Origin of the sequence: Pontibacter beigongshangensis (assembly GCF_014332515.1) — a bacterium.
In the GTDB taxonomy this organism is placed as follows: Bacteria; Bacteroidota; Bacteroidia; order Cytophagales; family Hymenobacteraceae; genus Pontibacter; species Pontibacter beigongshangensis.
Genome location: NZ_VFSD01000008.1, coordinates 92328 through 106435, shown reverse-complemented (window position 1 = coordinate 106435; position 14108 = coordinate 92328). Strand labels below are relative to the sequence as shown.

Genomic DNA, 14108 nt, shown 5'->3' with positions numbered 1-14108 from the left:
TATTCCCTAAGCTCCCGATCTCCAAACCACCCAACAATCAACCATTCAGCAACCAGCAAATTATTCAAATGGAAAAGGTCTTCCGGAAGAGATTTTCTTTGCTGATGTGGCTGGCTCAATTAGGTACGCCTGTGCCCGGACAGCATGAAATATAACGGCACCCCGGCATCTGCTTGAATTTCAGGAGAATTGTTTAACTTATGCCCTTAAAGAGCAGCAGCGCTTCAGAACCACTACCTGGTTAAATGGCTTAGCTAAAAACAAGACTCACCTTATGAACAAACTGACAAGAAGAACATTTTTGGGAAGCAGTGCTTTCCTATCTGTTGCCGGCGTTTTTGGTTTCATGCCTGCGCTGTCTAAATCCAGGCAAAAAAAGAAAAACATGTTTGTGCACCACGTTTATTTCTGGCTAAAAAATCCAGACTCCGCAGCCGATAAGGCAAAACTGATCGAAGGCCTGAACACGCTCAAGGCCATTAAGCAAATAAAGTTGGCGCACATCGGGGTTCCCGCCAGCACCAACCGGGAGGTAATAGAACGTGGCTATGCGGTGTCGTGGCTCCTGTTTTTTGATAATCAGCAGCAGCAGGATGTGTACCAGGAGCATCCGGTGCACTTAAAATTTGTGGAGAACTACGCGCACCTTTGGGAGAAGGTAATCGTGTATGACTCTGTAGACGCTTAGTGCGTCTCCAAATTAACAATTAGAAATTCAAAATTAGAAATTATAGCAGTTATGCTATCCGGCAGCTTTACAAGCATTCACCTTTCTAAAAATCAAATTGGAGGAAAACAAGTACCTGGCCTTCTGCAAATAGTTTACTTTCCCTATATGTAGGCCCACAAAAAAAGCCCTTTCGAAGCTAGAAATACTTCCGGAAGGGCTTTTTGATTAGAATAATTGCTCCATAGAAGCCAACACTCACATCTCTATCCTTGGTGCCGGTCGTTTAATTCAATTTTTAGGAAAGTTGTAAGCCTGCAAAGAAGTTTCAAAGTGGGCAGAGGCCGTAGATTTGTACACACGAGCAAGGACATTCGCGCCAGGATAATTTTGAATTTCTAATTTCTAATTTTTAATTCAACAAAGCATCACGCTTCGATATTATACTGCCGGAGCTTGTTGTAGAGTGTTTTCCGGTCTATGTTCAGCAGGCGGGCGGCTTTGGTTTTGTTGTACTTTACCCGCTCCAGCATGGCCAGAATCAACTCCTTTTCGCTCTGGCCGGCGGCAGTGCGTAGGTCGGTGGGCATAGCAGGGTCCGGTGTAGCTGTGGCCGTGCTTACAAAAGTAGTGGCTGGCTCTATAATTTCAGGTGGCAGTTCCTGCAGGGTTATCCTGTCGGACTTGGCCAATAGCACCGAACGGCGCACCACGTTGCGCAGTTCCCGCAGGTTGCCGGGCCAGGCGTAATTTTCGAGCACAAGGGCAGCCTCGGTGTCGAAACCGGTTACGTGGCGCTCCAGTTCCTGGTTGGCCTGCTGCAGAAAATGGTCGGCAAACTGCAGGATGTCCTGCGTGCGCTCCCGAAGCGGTGTCGTGTTGATCTTAAACTCATTCAGGCGGTGGTACAAGTCTTCGCGGAACTCGCCGCGGCTTACGGCCTGCACCAGGTCCTCGTTGGTAGCTGCAATAATGCGCACATCTACTTCCAGATCGGTGGTGCTGCCAATTTTTTTCACCTTTCGCTCCTGCAGTGCCCGCAGCAACTGCACCTGCACTTCGTACGAGAGGTTACCAATCTCATCCAGGAAGAGCGTGCCGCCGCTGGCTGCCTCAAACTGTCCCTCTTTGTTGTTGAGGGCACCCGTAAAGGCTCCTTTTACATAGCCAAACAACTCACTGGCTGCCAGGTCTTTAGATAGCGCGCCGCAGTCTATGGCTACATAGGGCTTGTCGTGGCGCTTGCTGCTAAGATGTATTTTTCGGGCTACGAACTCCTTGCCTGTACCACTCTCTCCCTCTATAATCACCGACATATTGGTCGGTGCTATTAGGGCTATGTACTCTTCTATTTTGGCTGCTTCGGGGCTTCGGCCGCTCACAAAGGCAAACTCACCGGAGGCGCCCGCACGTGCTTTTCCGGCAGGTTCTCCGGCTTTTTTCTGAAGCGCTTTTTTGATGGTGAGCAGCGTTTCGTCAGGGTTTATGGGCTTGGTGATGTACTCGAAAGCTCCCATTTTTATGGCCCTGACGGCGGTACGGATATCGGCATAGGTGGTCATCAGGATAACAGGTACTTCGGGAGAGTACACATGTATCTGGCTCAGCAGCTCCAGCCCGTCGCGGTCCGGCAGCCTGAAGTCGGTAAGTACCAGGTCGAAGGGCTCCGCCTTGAGCAGGCGAAGCCCCTCTTCGGCTGTATAAGCCGTTTGTACGTTGTATTGCTGCTTCTGCAGAAAAGTCCGCAGCATCAGGCAGAACGTAGGGTCGTCGTCGATTAAAAGAATGTTCGGCATAAATCAGCAGGAATATACGTATATCCGCAGGAAAGGACGAACGAATTTATAGGCAGTAAGGTTTTTTATGGCCGCAGGAACAGCAGCAGGCTCAGGAGGGGCTTTTTGATTGGAATAATTTGGTTGCTGCTTGTTAGTTGTTGAATGGCTTATTGGTAATTGGTTGATTTGGAGATGTGAGGATGAATCATGAAACACGGCCTCACTCATAACTTCTAACTCTCAACTAAGTTAAGGTCTAGTATCTAGCATCTAATATCTAGCATCTAAATAAGCCTCCGAAGGGCCATTTTCATTCGAATAATCTGCAAAGTAGGGCAGGCGTAAAACAAAGAAACCTCCGCTATGGGAGGTTTCTCTGGATTAGTTTGGGTTGGCTATTGGTTGGCTTTGGCTAAAAGCTGAAAATTAGGTAGGGTTGGTTGCTTATTGTTTTGGCTCTTCTTTCAGAACAGTACCAGCTTCGTCGATGCGAACGATACCTTTTTCCTGAGCGCTGTTTGTGCAGATAACTTCGTAAGTGTCTTTTTCACCTTCGGCATCACCGGCTACTTTGTATACTTCCTCAACTTTCCACTCCTGGAAGGCTTCTTGTGCCAGTACTTCTTTTACTGGCTCCGGAAGTTGATCTTGCGTAACTTTCACTTTCTCTTTTTCCTGAGCGGTAGCAGCAGTTGCCTGTCCGGTAGTTGACTGTTCGGCAGCAGATTGCTCAGTGGCAGATTGCTCAGTTTGCTGTTCAGCTGGCTGAGTAGTTTGAGACTGGGCATTTGCATCTATAGATAAAAATCCCGCAAGGGCGAAAGCTGCTGCTAAAACGGTTACTTTTTTCATGTTTCTTAATTTTTGGTGTAATAAACAGTTAATTTGTATTTGCCCTAATGAGATAACTGTGCCAGAAATTATATCATGCATAAATACTTGGTTAACAGGTATTTATATATTTTGACTGATTCCCCAAGTTGGGGAGTTGCTGGCCGGAGTGTGGAGAAAATTCCACACTTTGTGGAAGCAGGCACCACATTTTCTACAGCGGCGAAAAAAATAACGGGAATCAGATCCGTACCTATAATTCCGTTGCCGGGGCAGCCCTGGCAGCACCAATTATTAGTTGTAAATATTAACTAAATTGCCGCATGAGCGAACCACGAAAAAAACTATTCCTGCTGGATGCCCTGGCGCTGATTTACCGGGCACACTTTGCTTTCAGCAAAACACCGCGCATCAATTCTAAAGGCATGAGCACCGGGGCCGCCCTTGGCTTTACCAACACCCTGGTAGAGGTGCTTACCAAAGAGCAGCCCACGCACATCGGCGTAGCCTTCGACTCACCGGCCAAGACTTTCCGCCACGACAGCTTCCCGGCCTACAAAGCCAACCGGCAGGCGCAGCCAGAAGATATCTCTATTGCCATTCCGTACTGCAAAAAAATTGTGGAGGCCTTTAACATTCCTGTTTTGATACTGGATGGCTACGAGGCCGACGACATTATAGGCACCCTCTCCTGCAAGGCCGAGAAGGCCGGGTTCGATGTGTACATGATGACGCCCGACAAAGACTATTGCCAGATGGTGACCGAGCACGTGTACCTCTACAAACCCGCCTTCCTGGGCAATGCCGTGGAGGTATGGGACGTGCAGAAGGTGCTGGATAAATGGGAGATAGAGCGGGTGGAGCAGGTGATCGACATCCTGGGCCTGCAGGGCGATGCCGTAGATAATATTCCGGGCATACCGGGCATTGGGGAGAAAACCGCCAAATCGCTCATTCAGCGGTTTGGCTCGGTGGAGAACCTGGTGGCCAACACAGACCAGCTGAAGGGAAAGCAAAAAGAGAATGTGGTGAACTTTGCCGACCAGGGCCTGCTGTCGAAAGAGCTGGCTACCATTCACCGCGACGTGCCGATTGCTTTTAACGAAGAAGCCTTGCTTTATAACGGGCCAAACGAGGAGCAGCTAACCGAGCTTTTTGCAGAGTTGGAGTTCCGGCAACTGGCGCAGCGCGTGCTGGGCAAGTCGCTGGCAGAGGCTACAACAGCGGCACCGGCCACTGGCCGTAGGGCAAAAGCGGCAGATGCGGCTCAAACATCCCTTTTTGGCGGTCCTTCTGTAGCCGCCGCCGAGGCTCCGGCTGCAGAAGTTGGCGAAGCCCTTCCGGCCCAGATGCAGACCATCCACACTACCCTGCACGACTACCACCTGATAAACACGCCGGAGCTGCGCCAAAGCCTGGTAAAGTACCTTAGGCTGCAGGACGAGATTTCCTGGGATACCGAAACTACCGGCATTGATCCGATAACGGCGCAACTGGTGGGCATGTCGTTCAGCTACCGGCCCGGCGAGGCTTATTATGTGCCGGTGCCACACCAGAACCCTGACGAGGCGCAGCAGCTGGTAGAGGAGTTCCGGGAAGTGCTGGAGAACCCGAACATCGCCAAAGTAGGGCAAAACATAAAGTACGACATCACGGTGTTGAAAAAGTATAATATGGAGGTGCAGGGGCCGATTTTCGATACCATGCTGGCGCATTACCTGCTGGAGCCCGAAATGCGCCACAACATGGACGTGCTCGCCGAGACATATCTCAACTATAGCCCGGTTTCCATTACAGAACTGATCGGGCCGAAGGGAAAGAACCAGCTCACCATGGCCGACCTGACGCCGGAGCAGGTAAGCGACTACGCCTGCGAGGATGCCGACATCACCCTTCGCCTGAAAAATTATTTTGAGCCGCTACTGCAGGAGCAGGGCCTTATGAAGCTGTTACTGGAGGTGGAGACGCCGCTGGTGCAGGTGCTGGCCGACATGGAGCACGCAGGCATCAGCATAGACGCCAATGCCCTGGCTGATATTTCGATACAGCTGGAGCAGGAGATTGCTCAACTCGAGCAACGCATTTTTGAGATAGCCGGTGAGAAGTTTAACATCGGCTCTCCCAAGCAGCTGGGCGACATCTTGTTCGACAAGCTGCAGTTGCACGGCAAAAGCAAGATCAAGAAAACCAAAACCGGCCAATACGCCACCGGCGAGGAAATACTTTCTAAACTTTCAGGGGAGCACGAGATCGTGAAGCTGATACTGGACCACCGGGAGCTCTCGAAGCTGAAGTCGACCTACGTGGATGCGCTGCCGCAGCTGGTGTGCTCGCTCGATAACCGGGTGCATACCTCCTTTAACCAGGCTGTAACGGCCACCGGCCGCCTCAGCTCCACCAACCCGAACCTGCAGAACATCCCGATCCGGACGGAGCGCGGGCGCGAGATCCGGAAGGCCTTTGTGCCCCGCGACAACAAGCACCTGATCATTTCGGCGGATTACTCCCAGATAGAGCTGCGCATTATGGCCCACTTTAGCGGCGATGAAACTATGAAAACCGCCTTCCGCAATGGCCTCGACATACACGCCTCCACGGCCAGCAAAGTATTTCATGTGCCACTGGAGGAGGTGAATGGTGAGATGCGCCGCAAGGCCAAGACCATTAATTTCGGCATTATTTACGGCATTTCTGCTTTTGGACTGTCGGAGCGATTGGGTATTCCGCGCCGCGAGGCAGCCGATATTATAGAGGCGTACTTTCAGGAATTCAGTGCTGTGAAGTCTTACATGGATGGAGCCATAGAGAGGGCGCGGGAACTGGAATACGCTGAAACGCTGCTGGGCCGCCGCCGTTACCTCCGCGACATCAACTCGCGCAACGCCACCATCCGGAACTTTGCCGAGCGCAACGCCATCAACGCACCCATACAAGGTACTGCCGCCGACATCATCAAAATCGCCATGATCAACATACAGGATTACCTGCGGCAGGAAAAGCTGCAGACCCGCATGGTGCTGCAGGTGCACGACGAACTTTTGTTCGACGCCTCGAAGGAAGAAGTGGAGATTGTGACACCCAGAATTGTAGAACTGATGACCAACGCCCTGCCCCTGAGCGTGCCCATGGAGGTGGGCCTGGGTGTAGGCAAAGACTGGCTGGAAGCGCATTAAGGCAGCAGCAGCAGCAGCAGAAGTCTCCGGAGGTCCTTTTTGATTCGAATAATTTGCTGGTGTTTGGTTGCTGATTGTTAGTTGTTGATTGTTAAATGGTTTAATTGTTGACTTGGAGATTGTGGGCTAAATGGAGGAATACCATCTAGCCCACAACTTATTCATACATGAGTTTTGTGTCGTGGTACGTGATACGAGTATCGTGATACGATTATCGTATCACGATACTCGTGCCTGTGTCTTGTGTTCAAAAAAGCCTCTGGAAGGCCTTTCCCTGATTTTAAGTAGGGGCTGTTTTGCTATTCCAGCTAAGCTCTGCGGTTGTTGCTCTTCCGTTTGCCCAGGTCTTTGAGGTGCGTGCTCTCCAGGCTCCTGTTCCTGAAAACATGTTTCTCCTGCCGCCCTGCCTCCGGCTTTAAACAAAAGAGGAGAAGGCCTGCGCCTTCTCCTCCTAAATTATGCTAATGAAATTGGACCTCCGGAGCCTCTGCTGCGCCGGCTGCTAGCAGCCGGAAAACCTTACCAGCTGCTGCTGGCACCGCCGCCGCCAAAGGAGCCGCCGCCAAAGCCTCCAAAGCCGCCTCCGCCTCCACCACCGCCAAACATGCCACCACCTGTCCGGAAAGTGCCGAAGCCGCCCGGGATAAATATCGGACCACCCAGTGTGCGGGCACCTCTGCGCCCACCTCGGCCGCCGCCACCTTTCCTGGAGATAAAGAACACGACCAGCATCACGATGATGATGATAAAGATAATGGAAGGGCCACCTTCACCCTCGTCGTTTTGCTGCGGAAGGGCTTGGTACTCACCGCTTGCCAGGCTGATGATGAGGCTGGTGGCTTCGTCGAGCCCTTTGTAGTAGTTGTTTTGCTGGAAGTTTGGTTTGAGCGTACCCTCGGTTATCCGTTTGGCAATGCCGTCGGGAATGATGTGCTCCATACCGTAGCCGGTGGAAATGGCTACGCGGCGCTCGTTTTTCGCGATCAGGATAAGCAGGCCATTGTCGTTGTCTTTGCTGCCGATGCCCCACTGCTCCCCGAGTCGGGCGGCGTAATCGTCTATGGCGTAGCCGCCGATAGAGGTGAGCGTTATAACGGCTATCTGGGTAGAGGTGGTGTCGTTGTAATTCACCAGCTTTCGTTCCAGGGCTGCTTCTTCGTCTGCGCTCAGCATGTTGGCCAGGTCGTTCACAAGCCGTGGCGGGTTGGGCCTGGGCGGGAAGTCGCTGTTCTGGGCAAGAGCCGTAAGGCTGGCCAGGCAAAGGTAAATCGCGAAAATAAGGTGCTTCATAGGGTCTATTTTCCGAAAGAGATATCATCTTTGAGTTCGTTGATATCGCCTTTCTGGTTGTAAGGGAAGTGCGCCTGCAGTTGCTCGCCGGCCATGAGTATGCCTTCAGACAGGCCCTGCGCGTACCGCTTCTCCTTAAAATGGCTGATAACCTTGGCTGTCACGTCTTCCCAGAAATGCTCCGGCACAATGGCGTTGATGCCGGCATCGCCCAGGATGGCGAACTGGTGATCGAGCAGGGCCACGTAAAACAGCACGCCGTTGCGCAGCTTGGTCTGGTGCATGTGCAGCTCGGCAAATACCTCGGTGGCACGATCCAGCACTTCGCCCTTGCAATTATTCTCGATATGCACGCGTATTTCGCCGGAGGTGTTCTTCTCAGCCTCTGCAATTGCCTGCACAATCTGTTGTTCGTCGGCTTCGGTTATGACATCTTTTGGCATCTCTTTGGTTGTTGATTGTTGTTTGCTGGTTGTTCGTTGCTGGTTGTTAAATAATCAGCGTGTTTTTAATGAACACGGTATCTGAGAAATTAACAATCAACAACGAACAACCAACAATTAAAACTGTACAGTAGGGGCCTGTTCGGAGCCGGGGTCTGCCTGGAAGTGGCCTTTGCGCTCAAAGCCGTAAATGCCCGCCATCAGGTTGTTGGGGAAAGACCGGACCGTGGTGTTATAGTCCTGCACCATTTCGTTGTATTTTCGCCGCTCGGTGCTTATCCGGTTTTCGGTGCCGGCAAGCTCGGCCTGCAGCTCCAGGAAGTTGTTGTTGGCTTTTAGCTCAGGGTATGCCTCTGCCGTGGCCAGCAACCTCGAAAGCGCACCGCTCAGCTGGTTCTGCGCCTGCTGAAAACGCTCAATGTTCTCAGGGGTCAGGTCTTCGCTGCTGATCTGGATGCTGGTGGCTCTGGAGCGGGCGTTTATTACGGCTTCCAGGGTCTCTTTCTCGAAGTTGGCCGCTCCTTTTACGGTGTTTACCAGGTTCGGAATCAGGTCGGCCCGGCGCTGATAAGAGTTCTCGACGTTGGCCCACTGGCCCTGTACCGCCTCGTCTTTCTGCACCATCGTGTTGTACCCGCAAGACGACTGCGAGGCCAGAATAACAAACCCAATCAGGTAAAAGAATAGTTTTTTCATAAATAGCTGTTATAAAATTTTTGTGCGCCTGCTTAGTAAACAGGGCGCGATATGACTACGAAATTAACAAATCATCGTTTAGCTTAACGCAAAACATACCAAAAATTGTATATTTTATTCTCCTGCTGCCATCCGGTAGGAGCCGCAGAGGCCCTGAAACCGCTACGAATTATTCTAATGAAAACGGCCTTCCGGAGGCTTTTTTCGGACACAGGACGCAGGTTGCAGGGTTCTGGTATCACGATGTTCGTATCACGTAGTACGCCACAGGACATATAACTATTAATTAATCGTGTGTTAGGCTGTGTTTCTCCATCTAGCTCCTAATCTCCAAAACAATCATTTAACGATCAGTAACTAACAATCAGCAAATTATTCGAATCAAAATGGTCTTCCGGAGCCATAGAAGGCTGCTACTGCGCCTGCTCCGATTTCCAAGCTCAATCTCCGAATTTCCACATCTTCAAATTTTCAAATCTTCATCTGACATCTTATTAGGAAAAAGGCCGTATTTGATGCCAAAATCACAGCGAATAGGCTGTTTCCGGGAGGGCAACGTTATTGAATGAGGCTGAAATTTGATATATTGCCTCAAATTGCAACTTATGAAAGTAGTTATTCCTGTTGCCGGAGTCGGTTCACGGCTTCGTCCGCACACACATACACAGCCTAAGTCGTTGGTGCCTGTGGCCGACAATACCATCCTGGGGCATATTATAGAGCGGTTGCTGGATGCCGGCGTCCGGGACTTTGTTTTTATAATAGGGTACATGGGCGAGAAGATAGAAAACTATGTGCGCCAGAAATACCCTAAAATGAACAGCGAGTTTGTGGTGCAGGAGCCCCGCGAGGGCCTTGGGCATGCCTTGTGGGTGGCCCGCGACACGTACCGGAACGAGAGCAGCATCCTGATCATGCTCGGCGATGCCATTGTGGATGTAGACTTTGAGGCCGTGATAAAGGCGCCGCACTCCGTGCTGGGTGTTAAAAAAGTATCGAAGCCCTCGCTGTTTGGCGTGACGGAAGTTGGGTCGGATGAGTTTATCACCAAACTGGTGGAGAAGCCCATGATCCCGAAGTCTAACTTTGCATTGGTTGGCCTCTACAAAATTATGCAGCCCGAAAAGCTGGTGGAGTCGCTGGAGTATATCATGGAGGCCGACATACGCACGCAGAACGAGTACCACCTGACCGACGCCCTCATGCACATGATCCGGAACGGCGAACGCATGGCTACCTGGAGCGTAGACAACTGGTTTGACTGTGGTCGCAAGGAAACTTTGCTCGAGGCGAATGCCACCTTGCTGAGCCGGCCCGAGTTCCGTAAGAAAGACTATAGCCAATTTCCTAACACCATCATCATTCCGCCAGTGAGCATCGGCGAGAACTGCCAGGTGGCCAACTCCATTATTGGCCCTTACGTGGCCATCGGCGACAATACCATTGTCACCTCCTCCATCCTCAGCAACTCCATTATCGGTTCCTTCAGTGAGCTGCAATATGCTGTTATGCGCGACTCCATTATTGGCAGCGACGCCTCCTTTAAAGGCCTCAGGCACAGCCTCAACATCGGCGACAGCACCGAAATCAATTTCGGACAGTAACTGTTAGTGTGTTGATTATTTAATGTGCTGATGTGCTAATTTATTAATTTTGAATGAATGACTAAGAGAATGGATGAGGAGTTTTTTAACTCTTAACTTTTAACTCTTGACTTAGAAAACCTAACCTCTACAATCTATCGTGAAAAAGACCTCTTTACTTTTGCTGACCGGGAGCATCGCTGCTTTTTCGGCCTGCAAACCATCACAAACAGAAAGTACTGCCACCGGCATGAAAGAAGAAACCACCGAAACCCTGGCCGCAGCTCCGGCAGCCGTGAACCTGAACTACCCGAACACCAAAAAAGTAGACCATACCGACAATTACTTCGGCACCACCGTGGCCGATCCTTACCGCTGGCAGGAAACCCACGACGAGGAGCTGGACCAGTGGATTGCGGAGCAAAATAAGGTAACGCAAAGCTACCTGAGCAGCATTCCGTTCCGCAATAAGATCAAAGACCGGCTTACGCAAATCTGGAATTACCCAAAATATGGCGCCCCGTTTAAGAAAGGCGGCAAGTATTATTTTTATAAGAACGATGGACTACAGAACCAGAGCGTGCTCTACGTGCAGAACACCCTGGAAGGCGAGCCCCAGGTTTTCCTGGACCCAAACAAGTTCTCTTCAGACGGCACAGTGGCCCTCACGGCACTGGCTTTCTCTAAAGATGCTAAATACGTGGCCTACGGCACGGCCAGCGGCGGCTCCGACTGGAACACATACCACGTAATGGAGGTGGCTACCGGCAAAAAGCTCGACGATGCGGTGGAGTGGGTGAAGTTCTCCGGCCCGAGCTGGTACAAAGACGGCTTCTTCTACAGCCGCTACGACGCGCCTACCGAAGGCAACAAACTGGCCAATAAAAACGAGTACCACAAAGTGTACTACCACAAAGTAGGCACGCCGCAGAGCCAGGACCAACTGGTGTACGAAGACAAGCAGCACGCGCTCCGCAACTTCTACGCAGGCACCACCGAAGACGAGCGTTTTCTGGTGCTGAACGTATCGGAAGGAGCCAGCGGCGCCAATGCCCTCTACTACCGCGACCTCACCGACCCAAAGTCAACCATCAGGCCGATTGTAGATAATTTTGAGTCGCAATACGATGTGGTGGATAACCTGGGCGACAAGCTGATTGTGCGCACGAATAAAAACGCCCCGCGTTACCGCCTCGTGCTCATCGACCCGAAAAAGCCGCTGGAAGCCAACTGGAAAGTTATAGTGCCGGAAACGGAGAATGTGATGAACAGCGTGTCGTTTGTAGGCAATCGTCTTATCGCTTCCTACATGAAAGATGCCGCCAGCGAAGTAGTAGTGTTCGATACTAGCGGCAAACGCCTGACCCACGTGGAACTTCCGGCCATTGGTACGGTGGCAGGCTTCAACGGAGAGCGCGATGACAAAGAAGTGTTCTTCACCTTCACCTCCTTTACCTATCCCACCACTATCTACCGCTACGACATTGCCAGCAACAAAGCGAGCCTGTTCCGCAAATCGGAGGTAGATATCAACACCGATGCCTACGAAACGAAGCAGATCTTTTACACCTCGAAAGACGGCACCAAAGTGCCCATGTTTATTGTGCACAAAAAGGGGCTGCAGCTCGATGGCACTAACCCGACTTACCTCTATGCCTACGGCGGCTTTAACGTGTCGCTCACACCTGGCTTCAGTATCTCGAACATGCTGTGGCTTGAAAACGGTGGCGTATATGCCCTGCCTAACCTGCGGGGAGGCGGTGAGTATGGCGAAGCCTGGCACAAAGCCGGCATGACCCCGAACAAGCAAAACGTGTTCGACGACTTTATAGCGGCGGCCGAGTACCTGGTTGAGGAAGGCTACACCAACAGCGAAAAACTGGCAGTGGCGGGTGGCTCAAACGGCGGTTTGCTGGTGGGCGCCTTCATGACGCAACGCCCGGAGCTGGCCAAAGTGGCGCTTCCGGCTGTTGGCGTAATGGACATGCTGCGTTTCCACAAGTTTACCATCGGGTGGGCCTGGGTGCCGGAATACGGATCTTCTGACAACGAGGCGCAATTTAAAAATCTGTACGCTTTCTCGCCGCTCCACAACCTTAAGCAAGGCGTGAAATACCCGGCTACGCTCGTAAAAACCGCTGACCACGACGACCGCGTGGTACCGGCACACTCCTTTAAGTTTATCTCCGAGCTGCAGGCCAAAGGCGCACCGGGCAATCCCTACCTGATTCGGGTAGATGTGCGGGCCGGCCACGGAGCAGGCAAGCCAACAGCCTTAGTTATACAGGAGGCCGCCGATACCTGGTCGTTTGTGTACCAGAACATGGGCGTGGACCCGTATCATACCAATCCCTAAAGGGGCGGTACCGGCCTCAGTACCGGAGTAGGCAAAAGCCTCCGGAAGGCCTTTTTCATTCGAATAATTTAGATAGCACCGGATTATTCTAACCCAAGTTGTGCGGTAGATAGCCTTTCTGACTTTGTCCCTTTGTCCTCCTGAAAGGATCTTGTGGGCGAGAGCCTAAGGCAATGGCCACTGGCTTGGGGCTAAGTTAGGATAGCCACTTGTTAAGACTTTTTGGTAGAAGCAGCTTGTTTCATGGCCGGTGTCTTTGTTCTTTTTGTCTTGATACAAAAAGAACCAAAAAAATCAAGACGATTTTGAACTCGCTGAACGCTCAAACAAAAAATCGTCATTCGGTGCACCTGGCAACTGTATCTGACTCGTAGTTACCAGCCGCACCACATTATTTAGGGCTGCTACCGCACAACTTGGGTTAGAATAATGAAAAAGGCCTTCCGGAGGCTCTCCTCTTAATGATTCCCTGGGTACGCAAGCGCCTTTAAATTCAGAATCTTTTAGCAAGGTGCAGGCCGATGGAAAATAACGAGCTATGGCAAGGCGGCAAGAGCCAGTTTGTAGTGCGCTCCAGCGAGATAGACGCCCGGGGACTGGCTACTCTGCCTTCGCTGGTGACCTACCTGCAGGAAGCCGCCTGGGACAATACCGCTACCCTGGGCATCTCGCTCTACGACCTGCTGGAGAAAGGACTCACGTGGGTGCTGCAGCGAATGCGGGTGCAGATGTTCCGCTACCCGAAGCATCGTGAAAAGATTACAGTAGAAACCTGGGCCTCGGGTCAGGAGAAAGTATTTCTGCACCGCGATTTCAGGATTTACAGCGAGGAGCGTGAACTGCTCGGGCAAGCCACCAGTGTATGGCTGGTAATGGACATAGCCAAGCGACAGATGGTGGCCGTGCCGGATTTTATCACGGCTGTGGCGCTTGCACCTGGCCGGGAGCCGCTGCCATTTGCCAAAGGTAAACTTTCCGCACTTGCGGAGCCTGTTTATAAACAGCAGACAACCGTGCGCTGGCACCACATCGACCTGAACCGGCACGTGAACAACACCTGGTACCTGCGCTGGGCCCTGGCGGTACTCCCGCAGGAGCTGCTGGAGCAGGGGCATTTACGCGAAACCGACATTATATTTAAAGCTGAAAGCACTTTGGGGAATACAATTGCCGCGCTCGCTGCTCCTGCAAACGAGCAGCATCACTTTTTGCACAGCCTCACCGGCCTGGAATCCGGCAAAGAGTTGGTGCAGGCCAGCACTAAATGGACGCTGTAGCCATTCTCCTTTCT

Annotated in this window: 10 protein-coding genes; 5 read left to right on the top strand and 5 right to left on the bottom strand. The window is 51.7% G+C overall.

All coding sequences use genetic code 11. The features are described from left to right. Window positions 1–274: 274 nt before the first annotated feature. Window positions 275–688: a Dabb family protein gene (locus FJM74_RS08675; protein WP_187262204.1), complete on the top strand. Its 414-nt coding sequence runs from the start codon at window positions 275–277 to the stop codon at window positions 686–688. 407 nt (window positions 689–1095) lie between these two features. Here the strand turns inward: FJM74_RS08675 and FJM74_RS08670 are convergent, their stop codons facing one another. Continuing rightward, entirely contained in the window at window positions 1096–2463 is a 1368-nt protein-coding gene (locus FJM74_RS08670; protein ID WP_187262203.1) for a sigma-54-dependent transcriptional regulator, read from the bottom strand. 426 nt (window positions 2464–2889) lie between these two features. Then, window positions 2890–3297, bottom strand: coding sequence for a hypothetical protein (locus FJM74_RS08665; RefSeq protein ID WP_187262202.1), 408 nt, complete (start codon window positions 3295–3297; stop codon window positions 2890–2892). Window positions 3298–3599: 302 nt separating this feature from the next. Between FJM74_RS08665 and polA the strand changes: the two genes are divergently transcribed. Further along, window positions 3600–6449 (top strand): DNA polymerase I, encoded by a 2850-nt coding sequence (polA, locus tag FJM74_RS08660; RefSeq protein ID WP_187262201.1) that lies wholly within the window; start codon window positions 3600–3602, stop codon window positions 6447–6449. A gap of 519 nt (window positions 6450–6968) precedes the next feature. Here polA and FJM74_RS08655 read toward each other — a convergent pair. The 3 genes from FJM74_RS08655 to FJM74_RS08645 form a co-directional block, all read right to left on the bottom strand. Beyond that, window positions 6969–7739, bottom strand: a complete 771-nt coding sequence (locus FJM74_RS08655; protein ID WP_187262200.1) for a TPM domain-containing protein — start codon at window positions 7737–7739, stop codon at window positions 6969–6971. 5 nt (window positions 7740–7744) lie between these two features. Further along, the gene (locus FJM74_RS08650) at window positions 7745–8182 is read right to left on the bottom strand and encodes a TPM domain-containing protein (protein WP_187262199.1); all 438 of its coding nucleotides are present in this window, start codon (window positions 8180–8182) and stop codon (window positions 7745–7747) included. A gap of 117 nt (window positions 8183–8299) precedes the next feature. Beyond that, window positions 8300–8878, bottom strand: coding sequence for a LemA family protein (locus FJM74_RS08645; protein ID WP_187262198.1), 579 nt, complete (start codon window positions 8876–8878; stop codon window positions 8300–8302). A gap of 605 nt (window positions 8879–9483) precedes the next feature. Here FJM74_RS08645 and FJM74_RS08640 point away from each other — a divergent pair. The 3 genes from FJM74_RS08640 to FJM74_RS08630 all read left to right on the top strand — a co-directional run bounded on the left by FJM74_RS08640 (window position 9484) and on the right by FJM74_RS08630 (window position 14094). Continuing rightward, window positions 9484–10482: a sugar phosphate nucleotidyltransferase gene (locus tag FJM74_RS08640; RefSeq protein WP_187262197.1), complete on the top strand. Its 999-nt coding sequence runs from the start codon at window positions 9484–9486 to the stop codon at window positions 10480–10482. Between the two features lie 139 nt (window positions 10483–10621). Beyond that, window positions 10622–12817 (top strand): prolyl oligopeptidase family serine peptidase, encoded by a 2196-nt coding sequence (locus FJM74_RS08635; protein ID WP_187262196.1) that lies wholly within the window; start codon window positions 10622–10624, stop codon window positions 12815–12817. A gap of 521 nt (window positions 12818–13338) precedes the next feature. Next, the gene (locus tag FJM74_RS08630; RefSeq protein ID WP_187262195.1) at window positions 13339–14094 is read left to right on the top strand and encodes an acyl-[acyl-carrier-protein] thioesterase; all 756 of its coding nucleotides are present in this window, start codon (window positions 13339–13341) and stop codon (window positions 14092–14094) included. Window positions 14095–14108: the final 14 nt, after the last annotated feature.

What these genes read in the sequence shown, in the direction of transcription:
- FJM74_RS08675 (WP_187262204.1), top strand. Translation starts at nt 275, where the DNA reads ATGAACAAACTGACAAGAAGAACATTTTTGGGAAGCAGTGCTTTCCTA.
- FJM74_RS08630 (WP_187262195.1), top strand. Translation starts at nt 13,339, where the DNA reads ATGGAAAATAACGAGCTATGGCAAGGCGGCAAGAGCCAGTTTGTAGTG.
- polA (WP_187262201.1), top strand. Translation starts at nt 3,600, where the DNA reads ATGAGCGAACCACGAAAAAAACTATTCCTGCTGGATGCCCTGGCGCTG.
- FJM74_RS08655 (WP_187262200.1), bottom strand. Translation starts at nt 7,739, where the DNA reads ATGAAGCACCTTATTTTCGCGATTTACCTTTGCCTGGCCAGCCTTACG.
- FJM74_RS08665 (WP_187262202.1), bottom strand. Translation starts at nt 3,297, where the DNA reads ATGAAAAAAGTAACCGTTTTAGCAGCAGCTTTCGCCCTTGCGGGATTT.
- FJM74_RS08650 (WP_187262199.1), bottom strand. Translation starts at nt 8,182, where the DNA reads ATGCCAAAAGATGTCATAACCGAAGCCGACGAACAACAGATTGTGCAG.
- FJM74_RS08640 (WP_187262197.1), top strand. Translation starts at nt 9,484, where the DNA reads ATGAAAGTAGTTATTCCTGTTGCCGGAGTCGGTTCACGGCTTCGTCCG.
- FJM74_RS08670 (WP_187262203.1), bottom strand. Translation starts at nt 2,463, where the DNA reads ATGCCGAACATTCTTTTAATCGACGACGACCCTACGTTCTGCCTGATG.
- FJM74_RS08645 (WP_187262198.1), bottom strand. Translation starts at nt 8,878, where the DNA reads ATGAAAAAACTATTCTTTTACCTGATTGGGTTTGTTATTCTGGCCTCG.